This window comes from Streptomyces virginiae (genome assembly GCF_041432505.1).
In the GTDB taxonomy this organism is placed as follows: Bacteria; Actinomycetota; Actinomycetes; order Streptomycetales; family Streptomycetaceae; genus Streptomyces; species Streptomyces virginiae_A.
Map to the genome: position 1 here is coordinate 5909569 of NZ_CP107871.1, position 16258 is coordinate 5925826.

Sequence of the window (16258 nt, forward strand, 5' to 3'; positions counted from 1 at the left end):
CTCAGGGGTCGAACCGGGGCAGGACCTCGGTCTTCATCCCGTACTCGTCGAAGATGCCCACCAGTGCGCGGGTCATCGCTTCCACACCGGGTTCGCGGACGATCACCAGATCCTTGACCTGGAGGTAGGAGCCACCGGCGCACTCACCGGTGGCCGTCCAACTGTCCATGACCCGGGCGACCTCGTCGAGGGTCAGGACCGTGGCACTCCACCGCGTGCCGTCGGGCGCGGTGACGAGCGCGTCGGTGTTCTCCACGGTCAGGGGATCGTCCTCGTCGCCGAGGATGTACGTGATGGAGAACCGGGGTGTCTCCACGATGTGGAGGGGATCGTCAGCCATATCGCTTCTTCAGTGTTGCGATGACGGCCGGCTCGCCGTCCTTGTCGGTCATTCCGACGATATCGAAGACTTCTCCGGCCCGGCGGAAGAAGACCCTCGCGCCGCTCGTGGCCCGCAGGTACATGACTCCCTTGGCTCCCTTCAGGTTTTTGGTGCCCATGCCCTGCGGGAGCTGGGTGACCGGCCCCGAAGGGGGGTTGTCCTTGAGCTTGGCCTCAAGTGCGTTGAAGTCCCGGGCCACGTCCTGGTTCTTCGCGGAAGACCGCATGATCGCGAGGAGGCCGGGGTCGTTCTTGAATGACGTCGTGGGGCAGAGCTTCTTCGGAGGGGTCGGCCCGGCCGAGGGAACCGCCGCGGGGCTCAGGAACGAGTGCTTGGCGGGAGCGCTCTGCGGGGCGCTGCCCAGCGCCCCGCCGATGAGACATTCGAGGGCCGGCTGGCCCTTTTTGAGAGTGTCGACGAGCTTGCGCAGACGCTCCAGGGTGAAGCGGGCCCGGTCCATGCCGTCCAGGAAGACGTTGACGCCCTTCCCGACCTTGTAGATGATCTTGGCGACAGCGGGGATCTTCGATACGGCCACGCCGACCATCACGACGTTGACCAGGGTCCACAGGCAGCTCTCGACGTCGCGCTGGCCGAAGCACTTCTTGGCATCCGTGTAGCCGAGTTCGTCGAGCAGGATCTGCCCGCCGTTCTCGATCACCCAGTTGAGCACGTCCTGGCCCGCGAGCCTCTTCGCCTCACGGAACTCGTCGACGCACGACTGCCCGCAGTTCGCCAGCAGCAGGGCCTCTTCGTCCTGCGAGAGGTCCCCTCCCGTGTTGAACGGGGGAGCCTCGACAACGGCCTTGCGCGCTTCCTCCTGCCTCTTGCGGAACTCCTCCTCGGCGCGGTCGGCAGCCGATTCGGCGTCTTTCGCGTCCTGGACGGCGTTGGCGGCGGCCTTCTCGGCGCCCACGGCATCCTTTTCGGACCGGGTCGCCGCGGCATCGGCGGACGCGTGGGCGCCCGCCGCGCTCTTCTCCGCCTCGGTGGCCTCGTCGTTGGCGCCGAGCGCCGCGTCGGAGGCGTCCTTGGCGGCGCTCTTCGCGAAGAGGGCGTCGGTGCCCGTCTGGGTGCTGTACTCCTTCGTCTTGTCGTCCGCCTTCTTGGCGGCGTCGGCGGCCCGAGCGGCTTCCGCTGCCGAGGCGCGGGCGGCTGCCATGGACTTCAGCGCGGCCGCCGTGTCGGCTGCCGCCGCGGCCGCCGCCTGGGCGGCGAGCTTGGAATCGCCGGCCGCCTTGTCGGCGAGGGCTTTGGCGGTCGCCGCTGCCTTGGTGGCCTCGTCGGCCTTGGCGGTGGCGGCCGCTGCCTGCTGTTCGGCGTGGGTTTTGGCGGACTGACCGGCCAACGCGGCGAAAGCGGCCGCCGAGTCGGTCTCACGGTAGGCCGTGCCGATGCCGATGGCGATGGCGATGGCGATGGCGGTGTTGGCGGGCTGGACGGCCTGGGCCGCGGAGTCGCGTGCGGCGGTGGCCGCCATGGAGGTGGCGTAGGCGTGTCCGGCGGTGACGGCCGACCACGCGGCCGTCTTGACGGCCTCGGTACGGGCGGCCGCGGCGTTGCTCATGGCTTCGAGCGAAGCGGTTTGGGCCTTCTTGGCTGCAGTCTCGGCCTTGGTGGCGTTGACCGATGCGGCCTCGGCCGCGTCGATGGCGTCCGCCGCGGCGGCGTGTGACGTGAGGGAGGCGGCGAAGCTGGTCTCCCAAGCGGACCACGCCTTGTCGGCAGATGCCCGGGACCGCTCGGCGGCGCCGTCGGCGCGGGTGGAAGCGGCACGGGCGTTGACCGAAGCGGTCTTCGCGGTCTCGGCCTCGGTGCGCGCACGACCGGCCGCACCGGCCGCATCGTTCGCGGCGGCCCGGGCGGCCGTCGCTGCCTCCCGGGTCTCCGCCGCCGCAGGAGTGCCGACGGCTGTCGCGGCGGCGGCGTCCAGCGCCGCGGCGCGGGACGCGGTGGCGTTCTTCTCGACCTCGGCGGCCTCGGCCTTCTCACGTGCCTCGGCGGCCTCGCCCTCGGCATCGAGAGCCAGACCGAATTTGTCGTGCGCGGTCGTCGCCTGTGCCTCGGCTTCGGTGCGCGCCCGGCCCGCGGCGTCGCGTTCGGTCGCGGCGCGCCGTTCGGCGGCCTGGGCCTTGCCGCGTTCGGTGGCGGCGTTCTGCCGCTCCTTGACGGCGGTGGCCTTCTCCTTCTCGGCCTTCGCACGCTCGGCCTTGGCCGTCTCGGCGGCCTTGCGAGCGGTCTCCTGCGCGGTCTCGGCCTTGGTCTGCGCGGCCTTGGCCTTGGTGGCGTTGTCCGCGGCCTCCTTGGCCTGGGCCGCGGCCGAAGCGGCGGCGGCCTTGGCCTGGGCGGCGGCCTCCTGGGCGGCGACGCGGCGGAACTCGGTGTTCAGCGCGTGCGACTGGGTCTGGGCCAGCGCGTACAGGGTCTTGCTGTCCTCGACGGTCGCCTTCGCGGCGTTCGACGCGGTCAGTGAGGCCTTGGCGGCGGCCTCGGCGGCGGCGGCCGACGCCTTCGCGACCTGGACGGACTGCTGTGCGAACAGCAGTCCGCGGCCGCGGGGGGTCTTGGCGGCGTCGGCGATGGTCCACGCCGAGTTCTGGGAGGTGTTGGCCTTGTCGGCCGCCGTCTTGGCGGCGGCCGAGGCGGTCGCGGCGATCTTCGCCTGGTCGGCGGCCTTGGTACGGACCGCCCCCAGGTCCTTGGTGGCCTGGGTGAAGACGGATGCCGCGGGTCGGCCCGAGGCGTTCGAGGGCTGGGTGCCCCAGTACTTCTGCCAGGTCAGGATCTGGTCGGCGAGCCAAGCCTGTCCGAGCGACTCGATCATGGCCTCGGTGGCCTTGCGGGCCTCCGTGGACGCGGCGACCTCGGCGTTGACGATCTCGTTGCGCGGCGTGCTCTGAGCGGCGTACTCCTGCTCCCACTCCACATGCGCGGTCACGACGATCGGAGACATGACGCGATAGAAGTCGAGCGGATTGCGACTGTCGCACGCGCCCCAGGCGGCCTTCAGCGCCTCGACCTCGAGACGGAACTCGACCGAGTCCTCGGCAGGCGACTCCTTCATGTAGCCGCCGAGCCGCAGGTAGCGGCCGACGTCGCTCGCCGTGGGGGAGCGGTAGTTGCTGCTCTCCGCGTCCCGCAGCAGGTCCTTCGTGACGAAGTCGTGGTTGAAGTCCTGGCCCTTGAGGTCGGCGGCGAGCGCTTTCGCCTTGTGGACGGAGGCCTTGGACGCCACGGCGTGGCCGTCGCCGCCCAACTGGTGGTAGAGGTCGCGCTGCGGGCCCAGGGTGAAGGCGACGACGTCCTTGTCGAACTGCGGGGCGTACTGCGGGATGCCCGCCCCGGTGCCGGACTACCAGTACGGGTTGTTCGAGGCTTCCCAGCGCTGGCGGCGCTCGGCGGACGCGACGGGGGAGCCCTCGTAGGAGTCCCGGTCCTTGACCATCGCCTGGCGCAGCGGGTCCATGCCCGTGACCGGGTCTGTCGCCGTGGCGAGGGCCGCCGGGCTGCCCGTGAGGGCCTTGGCGGCGGCGCCCTTCATCTCCGGGCCGCCGATGTGGAGGGCGAATCCGCCCGCACAACGGTCGAGACGGGCTTGCTCGCCGAGGCTGATCGGCAGGTAGGGCGGGTTGGTGTCCGGCGGTATCTCGACCGCCGACGCCGGAGCGGCGTTGATGAGGCCGGCCAGCAGGGCTGCGCTGGTGGCCAGGGCGGTGCCGGCGAGGCCGCGCCGCACGGCGGCTCGGACGGCAGGGCTTCTCCCCCGCAAGAGTGTGGATCTGCGCACGTATTCGCCTGTCCTTCGAAACGAAATGGGCAGCCCGAAGGAAGGCATGTGGACGTGTGCGCGCTGGTCAGGCGCGAGTGATGAGTGGTGTGCCTTCCCCCAAGGCGTGACATGACAGTTTCATGATCGGGATTACCGTCGGTAGCTCATTTCCGGCCAGGTTACCGAGAAGTAAGAAACGCACAGGAGATCCACAGATTCCGTCGGTCGGAACACACCGAGGGCGGTGCCCCGGATCCTGAAAGGGATCCGGGGCACCGCCCTCGGTCTCTGTGCGGCAGAGTGCGAGCGGGCCCGTGGCGTCAGGCCTGGGTGTCGCCCAGGTGGTGGACGCGGACCATGTTGGTGGTGCCGGGGACGCCGGGGGGCGAGCCGGCGGTGATGACCATGGTGTCGCCCTGGTTGTAGCGGTTCAGCTTGAGCAGCTCGCCGTCGACCAGGTCGACCATCGCGTCCGTGGTGTCCACGTGCGGGACGATGTAGGACTCGACGCCCCAGCTCAGCGTGAGCTGGTTGCGGGTGTTGACGTCCGTGGTGAAGGCCAGGATCGGCTGGGTCACGCGGTAGCGCGACAGGCGGCGGGCGGTGTCGCCCGACTGGGTGAAGGCGATGAGCGACTGGGCGTCGAGGAAGTCCGCGATCTCGCACGCCGCGCGGGCGACGGAGCCGCCCTGGGTACGGGGCTTCTTGCCCTGGACCAGCGGCTGGAGGCCCTTGGAGAGGAGCTCCTCCTCGGCCGCCGTGACGATCTTCGACATCGTCTTGACGGTCTCGATCGGGTACGCGCCGACCGAGGACTCGGCCGACAGCATGACCGCGTCCGCGCCGTCGAGGATCGCGTTGGCGACATCGGACGCCTCCGCGCGCGTCGGGCGGGAGTTGGTGATCATCGACTCCATCATCTGGGTCGCGACGATCACCGGCTTGGCGTTGCGGCGGCACATCTCGATGAGCCGCTTCTGGACCATCGGGACCTTCTCGAGCGGATACTCGACGGCCAGGTCACCACGGGCCACCATGACCGCGTCGAAGGCGTCGACCACGGCCGCCATGTTCTCGACGGCCTGCGGCTTCTCCACCTTGGCGATGACCGGGACCCGGCGGCCCTCCTCGTCCATCACCTTGTGGACGTCCTTGACGTCGTTGGCGTCGCGGACGAAGGACAGGGCGACCATGTCGCAGCCCATCCGCAGGGCGAAGCGGAGGTCGTCGACGTCCTTCTCCGACAGGGCGGGGACGTTCACGGCGGCACCCGGCAGGTTGATGCCCTTGTGGTCCGAGATGACACCGCCCTCGATGACGATGGTCCGGACCCGGGGGCCCTCGACCTCGGTCACCCGGAGCTCGACGTTTCCGTCGTTGATCAGGATCTGGTCACCCTTGGCGACATCGCCCGGGAGGCCCTTGTAGGTGGTGCCGCAGATGGACTTGTCACCCGGGACGTCCTCGGTGGTGATGGTGAACTCGTCACCGCGCACCAGCTCGACGGGACCCTCGGCGAAGGTCTCCAGACGGATCTTCGGGCCCTGGAGGTCGGCGAGGACGCCGACGGCGCGCCCGGTGTCCTCGGAGACCTGCCGGACGCGGTCGTACCGCTCCTGGTGTTCTGCCTGGGACCCGTGGCTGAAGTTGAATCGGGCCACGTTCATACCTGCCTCGATGAGCGCTTTCAGCTGCTCATACGAGTCGACGGCGGGGCCCAGCGTGCAGACAATTTTGGAACGGCGCATGACTGGATCCTATCGGTTTGTTTCGTAGCGGAATATTCCGTCTGGCGGAAACTCCAAGTGACTAGCGAGTAACCAGCTCGTACGCCTGGGTGGCGATCTCCAGTTCCTCATCCGTCGGGACCACCGCCACCGCCACCCGGGCCTCCTCCGCCGAGATCAGCCGGGGCTCGGCGGACCGCACGGCATTGGCCCGCGGATCCAGCACCAGGCCCAGCGCGGCCAGGCCGTCGATCGCGGCCTCGCGGACCTGGTGGGCGTTCTCGCCCACACCGGCCGTGAAGGTCACCGCGTCCACCCGCCCGAGCACCGCCGTGTAGGCCCCGATGTACTTCTTCAGCCGGTGGACGTACGTGGCGAAGGCGAGGCTCGCCGCCTCGTCGCCCTCGCCCGCACGCCGCAGCACCTCGCGCATGTCGTTGTCGCCGCACATGCCCAGCAGACCGCTCTTCTTGTTCAGGAGCGAATCGATCTCATCCACCGAGAAGCCGGCCACCCGCGCCAGGTGGAAGACGACCGCCGGGTCGACATCGCCCGAACGGGTTCCCATGACCAGCCCCTCCAGCGGGGTCAGGCCCATGGAGGTCTCCACGCAGACCCCGCCCCGCACGGCCGAGGCGGAGGCGCCGTTGCCCAGGTGCAGCACGATCACGTTCACGTCCTCCACCGGCCTGCCGAGCAGCCGGGCCGTCGCCCGCGAGACGTAGGCGTGGGAGGTGCCGTGGAAGCCGTACCGCCGGATGGCGTACGCGTCGGCGACCTGGGCGTCGATCGCGTACCGCGCCACGTGCTCCGGCATCGTCGAGTGGAAGGCCGTGTCGAAGACGGCGACCTGGGGGAGGTCCGCGCGCAGCTCCCGCGCGACCTCGATGCCCGTCACGTTCGCCGGGTTGTGCAGCGGGGCCAGCGGGATCAGGCTCCGGATCTCCGCCAGCACCTCGTCGTCGATCACGGTCGGCCGGGTGAAGCGCGTCCCGCCGTGCACCACCCGGTGCCCCACCGCCGCCAGTTCGGGCGAGTCCAGTCCCATCCCGTCCGCGGCGAGCTCGGCGGCCACGGCCTTCAGCGCGGCCCCGTGGTCCGCGATCGGACCGACCTGCTCGCGCCTGCCGCCGGCCGCGCCCGGACCCACGAGCGGCTCGTGCACCAGCCGGGAGGTCTCCTCACCGATGCGCTCCACCAGGCCGGAGGCGAGCCGGGACCGGTCCGCCATGTCTAGGAGCTGGTACTTGACCGACGAGGAGCCGGAGTTGAGGACGAGTACGCGCGATGCGGTCACGATGAGGGTCTTTCCTGGTCGCGGGCGGTGGGGGAGGAGGGGCGGGGGCTGGGCGGGGTGGATCGGGTGGATCAGGCGGTGGGCGCGGTCGCGGGCCCGGGCGAGCCCTGCGCCTGGATCGCCGTGATGGCCACGGTGGTGACGATGTCCTGGACCAGCGCACCGCGCGAGAGGTCGTTGACCGGCTTGCGCAGCCCCTGCAGGACCGGGCCCACCGCCACCGCGCCCGCCGAACGCTGCACGGCCTTGTACGTGTTGTTGCCGGTGTTGAGGTCGGGGAAGATCAGCACCGTCGCGCGGCCGGCCACCTGGGACCCGGGCAGCTTGGTCGCCGCGACCGAGGGCTCCACGGCCGCGTCGTACTGGATCGGCCCCTCGATCTGCAGGTCCGGGCGCTGCGCACGGACCAGTTCGGTGGCCTTGCGGACCTTGTCGACGTCCGCGCCGCTGCCGGAGGTGCCGGTCGAGTACGAGAGCATCGCGATCCGCGGCTCGACACCGAAGGCGGCCGCGGTGGTCGCCGACTGGACGGCGATGTCGGCGAGCTGCTCGGCGTTCGGGTCCGGGTTGACCGCGCAGTCGCCGTAGACGAGGACCCGGTCGGCCAGGCACATGAAGAAGACCGAAGAGACGATGGACGCCTCCGGCTTGGTCTTGATGATCTCGAAGGCCGGGCGGATGGTCGCCGCGGTGGAGTGTACGGACCCCGAGACCATGCCGTCGGCCAGGCCCCGCTGGACCATCAGGGTGCCGAAGTAGTTGACGTCCGTGACCACGTCGCCCGCCAGCTCGACGGTCATCCCCTTGTGGGCGCGGACCTGGGCGTAGTACTCGGAGAAACCTTCCCGCAGCGGGGAGGTCGCCGGGTCGATCAGCTGCGCGCCCGAGATGTCGACGCCGAGGTCGGCGGCCTTCTTCAGGATCGCCTGCTCGTCGCCCAGCAGGGTCAGGTCGCAGACCCCCCGGCGCAGCACCACGTCCGCGGCGCGCAGCACCCGCTCCTCGGTGCCCTCGGGCAGAACGACGCGGCGGCGGTCCGAGCGGGCCCGCTCCAGCAGCTCGTGCTCGAACATCATCGGGGTGACGCGCTCCGAGCGGGCCACCGACAGCAGACCGCGCAGCTCGCCCGTGTCCACGTGCCGCTCGAACAGGCCGAGCGCGGTCTCCAGCTTGCGCGGGGTCGCGGAGTTCAACCGACTCTGCAGCGAGAAGAGTTCGGTGGCGGTCGGGAAGCTGTTGCCGGCCACCGACACCACCGGCGTGCCCGGCGCCAGCTTCGAGGCCAGCGTCAGGATGTCCTGGCTCGGGCGCTCGTTCAGCGTCAGCAGCACACCGGCGATCGGCGGGGTGCCGGAGGTGTGCGCGGCCAGTGCGCCGATGACCAGGTCGGAGCGGTCTCCCGGGGTGACGACCAGGCAGCCGGGGGTCAGGGCGTTCAGGAAGTTCGGCAGCATGGCGCCGCCGAAGACGAAGTCCAGGGCGTCGCGGGCCAGCCCGGCCTCGTCGCCGAGGAGGACCTCGCCGCCGAGCGCCCGGGTGATCTGGGCGACGGTCGGGGCGGAGAGCGACTTGTCGTCCGGCAGCACGTAGCAGGGCACGGGCAGCCGGGCGGCCAGCCGCTCGGCTATGACGTCGCGGTCCTCGGCGGCCACCCGGTTCACGACCATCGCGACCACGTGGCAGCCCAGGGTCTCGTAGGCGCGGTAGGCGTTGCGGGCCTCGGCGCGCACGGCCTCGGCCTGGTGCTTGGTGCCGCCCACCACGGGGACGACGACCGCGCCCAGCTCGTTGGCGAGGCGGGCGTTGAGCGCCAGCTCGTCGGGGAGATTGGTCTCCGCGTAGTCGGTGCCGAGGACGAGCATGACCTCGTAGTCGCGGGCCACCCGGTGGTAGCTGTCGACCAGCCGCGAGACCAGCTCGTCGGTGCCCTTCTCGGCCAGGATCGCCGAGGCCTCCTGGTAGGACATGCCGTAGGCCGCCGCGGCGTCCTGATCGATCCGGTAGCGGGCCTTGAGGAGGTCGAAGAGCCGGTCCGGTGCGTCGTGCAGCAGCGGACGGTAGACGCCGACCCGGCCTGTCTGCCGGGTCAGCAGCTCCATGATGCCCAGCTCGACGACCTGTCGGCCGTCCCCCCGCTCGATACCGGTCACGTACACGCTGCGCGTCACGCCCGCTCTCCGTCCCATGCTGTGAAGGTCATGCTTTGAAATGTCACTTTGATCTGGCTCGACCTCTTGACAATACCTCTGTCAATGGCTAGGGCGCCCCCCGGGAAAAGGCCCGGTCGGGAGGGTCGAGAGGGCTCCGTGGCCCGGCCGCCGAAAACGCGCGGCCCCCCGAGCCCGTGGAACAATCGGACAGGCTTCACCATTACGCCCTTCATATGTACGGCAGGAGACACAGCACGATGCGTATCGGAGTTCTCACCGCAGGCGGCGACTGTCCGGGCCTCAACGCTGTCATCCGGTCGGTCGTACACCGTGCCGTGGTCGGGCACGGAGACGAGGTCATCGGTTTCGAGGACGGCTTCAAGGGCCTCCTCGACGGCCACTTCCGCCCCCTCGACATCAATGCCGTCAGTGGCATCCTCGCCCGCGGCGGCACGATCCTCGGTTCGGCGCGCATGGAACGCGCCCGTCTCCACGAAGCCGCCGAGAATGCCCAGGAGCTGGCGACGCGCTACGGCATCGACGCCCTCATCCCGATCGGCGGCGAAGGCACCCTGACCGCCTCCCGGATGCTGTCGGACGCCGGGATGCCCGTGGTCGGCGTACCGAAGACCATCGACAACGACATCTCCTCCACCGACCGCACCTTCGGCTTCGACACCGCCGTCATGGTCGCCACCGAGGCGATCGACCGCCTCAAGACCACCGCCGAATCGCACCAGCGCGTGATGGTCGTCGAGGTCATGGGCCGGCACGCGGGTTGGATCGCCCTGGAGTCCGGCATGGCCGGCGGCGCGCACGGGATCTGCCTGCCGGAACGCCCCTTCGAGGTGGACGCCCTGGTGAAGATGGTGGAGGAACGCTTCTCCCGCGGCAAGAAGTTCGCCGTGATCTGCGTCGCCGAGGGCGCGCACCCGGCCGAGGGCTCCATGCCGTACGAGAAGGGCGCGATCGACGCCTACGGACACGAGCGCTTCGCCGGCATCGGCAACCGCCTCGCCACCGAGCTGGAGCACCGCCTGGGCAAGGAGGCCCGCCCGGTCATCCTCGGCCACGTCCAGCGCGGCGGCACCCCCACCGCCTACGACCGCGTCCTCGCGACCCGCTTCGGCTGGCACGCCGTGGAAGCGGTGCACCGCGGCGAATACGGCAACATGACCGCCCTGCGCGGCACCGACATCGTGATGGCCCCGCTCGCCCACGCGGTCACCGAGCTGAAGACCGTTCCCGAGAACCGTATGTACGAGGCCGAATCGGTCTTCTGACCCCGGCCCGGGCGGGACCGTCGGCCTCTCCTGCCCGGCCGGTGGTGGTCCGCTCGCTCGATGTCCGCCCGATGCCGTCGTCCTACGCCGCACCGCCCGCGAGGTCCCAGAACCGGTCCACGATCTCGGCGAGGAACTCCCGGCCCGCGTCCCCGCTCCCGGCCTCGCCCTGGCCGCCGCCCCAGCTGAGCGTCGCCACCATCCGCGACTGGTAGTCGCCGTGCAGCCGCTCCAGCACCGACTCCAGATGGTGCTTGGGGATCGGCAGCAGTTTGCCCAGCGGCTTCACGTACGCCTGCCAGCGCGTGGTCACCGCACTGCGCAGCAGCTCGGCGAGCTCCTCGTGCTTGCCGGTCGCCGTCACGAACTGAGCCAGTGTCAGACCCAGCACCGTGGCCAGGGCGGCGGACTGCCGTTCGTTGCCCCGCCAGCGCCCGGTGTCCTCCATCTTCTGGTACGCACTCGTCTCCAGCCCGATCCGCCGGGCCAGGTCGTCCGCGCCGAGCCCCCGCGCCACCCGGTGCTCTCGCAGGGTGACCGGATCGGCGAGCAGTTCGCCGGGCGAGCACCACAGAACGCCCGCGAGCGCCGTGAGCTCGGCGGAGGAAGGTGATATCTCGCCACGCTCCCAGGCCATCACGGTCTCGGGCGCGACGACGAGTCCGTACTGGGCACGCAGGCCGTAGGCGACATGTCCGGGAGCCATGCCCAGGGCCGCGCGCAGGCGACGCGCGGCGGGGGCATTGAAAGGTGGGCTGGAGTGCACACCGCACACCGTAGAAGTGGCCAGGCTGCGGCGCCTACAGACCAAACAAACAAGCCCATACCTCGTAGGAACGTCCTATGAAGTTAAGGCCTTTCGCCGGTTTTCCGTGCGACTGTCCGGTAATCGGTGAGCCCGAAGATCCTTTCCCTGCGTACGGTTCCAGCCAACGGCCGCCGACGCAATACCCCTCACAGTCTTCGCACAATGTGAACCGGAAGGCCATTTTCTGCGTGATCCTTTCCGGGCCCTCGCGCACGGGGGTGGCGAGGGCCCCGCCCCGCTCTCCCTGTCTCTCCCGCCCTTGCCTTGACGTCGGCGTCAAGGAATACGGTCGCCCCATGCGCATCGGCGAACTGGCGGAGCGGGCCGGGACCAGCACCCGGACGCTCAGGTACTACGAGTCGCGCGGGCTGCTCCCCGCACGGCGGGACGGCAACGGCCACCGGACCTACGACGAGGACGACCTGCGGCTGCTGCGTCAGATCCGCATGCTCCAGGACTTCGGCTTCGAGCTGGAGGAGACCCGGCCCTTCGTGGACTGCCTGCGCGCCGGCCACCCGGCCGGGGACTCCTGCCCCGCCTCGCTCGCCGTCTACCGGCGCAAGCTCGTCGAGCTGGACGGCCTGATCGGCCGGCTGACCGACGTGCGCGATCAGCTCGGACGGCAGTTGGCCGACGCGGAACTGGCGGCCGGCGTAGCGGCCGTGCCGAAGTGCGAGATGACCGGATGACCGATGACCGGATGGACGAGAGGGACGGCGACATGAAGGCTCAGGGTGTGGCGCAGGTGACCGACGCCGATTTCGAGGCCGAGGTGCTCGGGGAGCGGGGACGGCCCGTCCTCGTGGAGTTCACGGCGGACTGGTGCGGCCCCTGCCGCCAACTCGCCCCCGTGCTCTCCTCGATCGCCGCCGAGGAGGCCGACCGGCTCAAGGTCGTGCAGATCGACGCGGACAGCAACCCCGGGGCCGTCACCCGGTACGGGGTGCTGTCCATGCCCACCCTGCTCGTCTTCCGGGACGGCGAGCCCGTCCGGCAGATGGTCGGAGCCCGGGCCAAGCGCAAGCTGCTCCAGGAACTGGAGTCGCACCTCGCCACGGCCTGAGCCCCGTCGCCCCGCCCCCGGCGTCAGCCCTGTGGCCGGAACCAGACCGTCGCCAGCGGCGGGAGGGTCATCCGCAGGCTCGCCGGGCGGCCCTGCGCCGGCACCGGCTCCGGCCGCAGCGGCTGGGTGTGGTGGATGCCGCTGCCGCCGTAGACCTCCAGGTCGGTGTTGAGCACCTCCCGCCACAGCGGCACCTCCTCGGGCACCCCGATCCGGTAGCCGTGCCGGACCACGGGCGAGAAGTTCGACACCGCCAGGAGCTGCGAGCCGTCCTGCGCGTACCGCAGGAACGCGAAGACGTTGTCGTCCGCGGCGTCCGCCTCCACCCAGGCGAAGCCCTCCGGCACCGTGTCCCGCTCCCACAGGGCGGGCGCCGCCGTGTACGTGCGGTTCAGGTCGCGCACGAGGTCCCGTACGCCACGGTGGTCACCGGCCGCCGCGTAGGAGGAGTCCAGCAGCCACCAGTCCGGCCCGTACACCTCCGACCACTCCGACCCCTGGGCGAACTCCTGCCCCATGAAGAGCAGTTGCTTGCCCGGGTGGGCCCACATGAAGCCGAGGTACGCCCGGTGCGCGGCCCGCCGCTGCCACCAGTCCTCCCCGGGCATCCGTGACACCAGCGACCCCTTGCCGTGCACCACCTCGTCGTGCGAGATCGGCAGCACGTAGTTCTCGCTGAAGGCGTAGATCATCCCGAAGGTCATGTCGTGGTGGTGGTACTTGCGGTGCACCGGCTCCTTCGACATGTAGCGCAAGGTGTCGTGCATCCAGCCCATGTTCCACTTCAGGCCGAAGCCGAGCCCGCCCGAGTCCGTCGGCCGGGTCACGCCCGTCCACGCCGTGGACTCCTCCGCGATGGTCACCACCCCCGGGCAGCGCCGGTACACGGTCGCGTTCATCTCCTGGAGGAAGGCCACCGCGTCCAGGTTCTCCCGACCGCCGTGCTCGTTGGGCGACCACTCGCCCTCCTTGCGCGAGTAGTCGAGGTAGAGCATCGAGGCCACCGCGTCCACGCGCAGGCCGTCCACGTGGAACTCCTCGCACCAGTACACGGCGTTGGCGACGAGGAAGTTACGGACCTCCTTGCGGCCGTAGTCGAACTCCAGCGTCCCCCAGTCCGGGTGCGCGGCCCGCCGCGGGTCCTGGTGCTCGTACAGCGGCCGCCCGTCGAACTCCGCGAGGGCCCAGTCGTCGCGCGGGAAGTGCGCGGGCACCCAGTCGACGATCACCCCGATCCCGGCCCGGTGCAGCGCGTCCACGAGGAAGCGGAAGTCGTCCGGGGTGCCCATCCGCGAGGTCGGCGCGTAGAAACCGGTGACCTGGTAGCCCCACGAACCGCCGAAGGGGTGCTCGGCGACCGGCATCAGCTCCACGTGCGTGAAGCCCAGCTCCTTGACGTACGCGGGGAGCTGCTCGGCGAGCTGCCGGTAGGAGAGCCCGGGCCGCCAGGACGCCAGGTGCAGCTCGTACACCGAGAAGGGGGCCTGGTGCGGGGGCCGGGCGCCGCGTTCGGCCATCCACGCCGCGTCCTGCCACTCGTACCGCGAGGCGGTGACCACCGAGGCGTTCGCCGGCGGGACCTCCGCGGAGCGGGCCATCGGGTCGGCGCGCAGGGTGTGGCTGCCGTCCGGGCGGGTGATGTCGTACTTGTAGAGGGTGCCGGCGCCCACCCCCGGCAGGAACAGCTCCCACACGCCCGTGGAGCCGAGCGAACGCATCGGGTGGGCGACGGAGTCCCAGTACGAGAAGTCCCCGGTGACCCGGACCCCCTGGGCGTTCGGCGCCCACACCGTGAACCGGGTCCCGGCCACGCCCTGGTGCTCCATCGGCTGGGCGCCCAGCGCCGTCCACAGCTCCTCGTGGCGGCCCTCGCCGATCAGGTGCAGGTCCAGCTCGCCGAGGGCGGGCAGGAACCGGTACGGGTCGTGGATCTCGATCTCGTCGCTGTCGTAGGTGACCAGCAGCCGGTACTCCGGCACCTCGGCCAGCGGCAGCAGCCCCGAGAACAGACCGTCCCCGTCGTCGAGGAGCTCGGCCCGCAGCCCCTTGGCGACGACCGTGACCGCCGTGGCGTACGGACGCAGCACCCGGAAGGCCACCCCGCCCCGCTGGGCACGGGCCCCCAGCACCGCGTGCGGATCGTGGTGGCGGCCCTCCAGCAGCCGGGCCCGTTCGTCGGCCCCGAGCGCGGGCGCCGGCCGGACGCCGCGCGGCGGGGTGGCGCGGCGGGCCCGGGGAGCACGGGCCTTCTTCACCGGCGCCGGGGCGGGTGCGGCTTCGTCGCTGACGGTCGGTGACGGCTGTCGTGCGGCGCTCACGCGAGCGGCCTCCTCGGGGGCTTCGGGTGGGGGTGCGGGGAGATGGATCCGGGGGCGGACGGGGTCGGCGGCACGCGGTGGGCGGGCCGTACGGGTTCCGACAGCCGCCGGATCGCGGCCATCGGGACGTGCAGCCAGTCGGGACGGTGCCGGGACTCGTAACGGGCCTCGTACACCGCCTTGTCGGTCTCGTACGCCCGCAGCAGCACGGGGTCCTCGCGGGGGTCCCGGCCGGTGGTGCGGGCGTAGCCCTCGCAGAAGGCGGCCCGGCAGTCGTCCGCCCAGGCGGGGGCGAACGGCCGGTGCGAGCGGGCCGCGTAGTCGAAGGAGCGCAGTATCCCGGCGATGTCGCGCACCGCCGGTTCGGGACGGCGCCGGTCGGCCAACGGCCGGGCCGGCTCGCCCTCGAAATCGATCAACGACCAGCTGCCGTCGAGGGTGCGCAGGGTCTGACCCAGATGGAGGTCCCCGTGGATCCGCTGGGCGGGCACCCCCGCCCCCCGGGAGGCGGCCAGCGCGTCGAAGGCGCCCCGCAGCCCCGCCTCGTAGGGCCGCAGCGCCGCCACCTCGCGAGCGGTGGCGGCCAGCCGGGCCGTCATCCCCGCCGCGAGCCGGGCGGTCTGCTCCGGGCCGAGCGCGACCGTGGGCAGCGCCGAGGCCAGCGCGCTGTGCACCTCGGCGGTGGCCCGGCCGAGCGCGTGCGCCTCGGCGGTGAAGTCGGCCCCGGCGCCGAGCCGGCGCAGCGCGAGCTGCCAGCCGTCGTCGGAGCCGCGCAGGTACGGCTGGAGCACGCCCAGGGTCAGCGGTTCGCTGCCGGGCGGTACGGCCTCGTACCAGGCGACGGGGGCCGGGACCCGGGTGCAGCCGGCGGCGGCCAGAGCCCTGGGCAGTTCCAGGTCCGGGTTGACGCCGGGGCCGACCCGGCGGAAGACCTTCAGGATGAACGAATCTCCGTAGATGAGGGAGGAGTTCGTCTGCTCCCCGGAGATCGGCCGGGGGGTGAGCCCCGCCGGGATCGGCGTGGCCGGGTCCCGGTCGAAGCGCAGCGGGCCGAGCGCCCCGGGGGAGCGCAGCCGCTCCAGCAGCATGGCCGCGAGCCGGGGGTCGCCCAGCGCCTCGTAGACCGCCCGGCCCGCGTACGGCCCGTCCTCGGCATGGCCGATCAGGGTGGGTGCGAGGGCGGGAGGCAGGGACGGGCGGATGCCCAGCAGCAGCTGGTAGCAGTCCCCGTCCACGTCGAGGAGCAGGTGGAGCAGTCCGGGGGTGGATCCCGGCGGCAGCAGCTCGGCCGCCGAGACGGTCCTGAGCCTGCTGATGGTGCGGCCCTTGCCCGCGAACCAGCGTTGTGCGGGCAACCAGGCCCTCAGCATCGGCTCCAGTGGAGCGATCCCGGCGGCCCGGTCGGCCGTCAGCCGGCTCCGGGCGGATGCAGCCTCCGACATGGCGTCGCGTCCTTTCCCC

12 protein-coding genes are annotated in these 16258 nt (G+C 71.2%); 3 read left to right on the top strand and 9 right to left on the bottom strand.

The window, feature by feature from the left end; genetic code table 11:
* Position 1 precedes the first annotated feature (1 nt).
* The 6 genes from OG624_RS27750 to pta form a co-directional block, all read right to left on the bottom strand.
* The gene (locus OG624_RS27750) at positions 2-340 is read right to left on the bottom strand and encodes a hypothetical protein (protein WP_202506390.1); all 339 of its coding nucleotides are present in this window, start codon (positions 338-340) and stop codon (positions 2-4) included.
* Complete coding sequence (locus tag OG624_RS27755) at positions 333-3617, bottom strand: hypothetical protein (RefSeq protein WP_371639941.1); 3285 nt, start codon at positions 3615-3617, stop codon at positions 333-335. Before OG624_RS27755 ends, OG624_RS27750 begins: the two co-directional genes overlap by 8 nt.
* 117 nt (positions 3618-3734) lie before the next feature.
* Positions 3735-4169 (bottom strand): hypothetical protein, encoded by a 435-nt coding sequence (locus tag OG624_RS27760; protein WP_266443539.1) that lies wholly within the window; start codon positions 4167-4169, stop codon positions 3735-3737.
* A gap of 302 nt (positions 4170-4471) precedes the next feature.
* On the bottom strand, positions 4472-5899 hold the full coding sequence (gene pyk / locus OG624_RS27765; protein WP_030720761.1) for a pyruvate kinase: 1428 nt from the start codon (positions 5897-5899) through the stop codon (positions 4472-4474).
* 61 nt (positions 5900-5960) lie between these two features.
* A complete protein-coding gene (locus OG624_RS27770; protein ID WP_033218918.1) occupies positions 5961-7175 on the bottom strand; it encodes an acetate kinase in 1215 nt (404 codons plus the stop codon).
* Positions 7176-7246: 71 nt separating this feature from the next.
* Positions 7247-9343: a phosphate acetyltransferase gene (gene pta, locus OG624_RS27775; RefSeq protein WP_033218920.1), complete on the bottom strand. Its 2097-nt coding sequence runs from the start codon at positions 9341-9343 to the stop codon at positions 7247-7249.
* 239 nt (positions 9344-9582) lie between these two features.
* Here pta and OG624_RS27780 point away from each other — a divergent pair, with 239 nt between their 5' ends.
* Positions 9583-10608, top strand: coding sequence for an ATP-dependent 6-phosphofructokinase (locus tag OG624_RS27780; protein WP_033218922.1), 1026 nt, complete (start codon positions 9583-9585; stop codon positions 10606-10608).
* 82 nt (positions 10609-10690) lie between these two features.
* Here OG624_RS27780 and OG624_RS27785 read toward each other — a convergent pair whose 3' ends face one another.
* Positions 10691-11314, bottom strand: coding sequence for a helix-turn-helix domain-containing protein (locus tag OG624_RS27785; RefSeq protein ID WP_033218924.1), 624 nt, complete (start codon positions 11312-11314; stop codon positions 10691-10693).
* 398 nt (positions 11315-11712) lie between these two features.
* Here OG624_RS27785 and OG624_RS27790 point away from each other — a divergent pair, with 398 nt between their 5' ends.
* Together OG624_RS27790 and OG624_RS27795 are read left to right on the top strand one after the other, a co-directional pair.
* Positions 11713-12105 (top strand): MerR family transcriptional regulator, encoded by a 393-nt coding sequence (locus tag OG624_RS27790; RefSeq protein WP_033218926.1) that lies wholly within the window; start codon positions 11713-11715, stop codon positions 12103-12105.
* Positions 12102-12479, top strand: coding sequence for a thioredoxin family protein (locus tag OG624_RS27795; RefSeq protein WP_282916532.1), 378 nt, complete (start codon positions 12102-12104; stop codon positions 12477-12479). Before OG624_RS27790 ends, OG624_RS27795 begins: the two co-directional genes overlap by 4 nt.
* Positions 12480-12502: 23 nt before the next feature.
* Here OG624_RS27795 and glgB read toward each other — a convergent pair whose 3' ends face one another.
* Both glgB and OG624_RS27805 read right to left on the bottom strand, forming a co-directional pair.
* On the bottom strand, positions 12503-14797 hold the full coding sequence (gene glgB, locus OG624_RS27800) for a 1,4-alpha-glucan branching enzyme (protein WP_033218928.1): 2295 nt from the start codon (positions 14795-14797) through the stop codon (positions 12503-12505).
* Positions 14794-16239: a maltokinase N-terminal cap-like domain-containing protein gene (locus OG624_RS27805; RefSeq protein WP_063734067.1), complete on the bottom strand. Its 1446-nt coding sequence runs from the start codon at positions 16237-16239 to the stop codon at positions 14794-14796. The genes glgB and OG624_RS27805 overlap by 4 nt, the downstream gene beginning before the upstream one ends.
* Between the last annotated feature and the right edge of the window lie 19 nt (positions 16240-16258).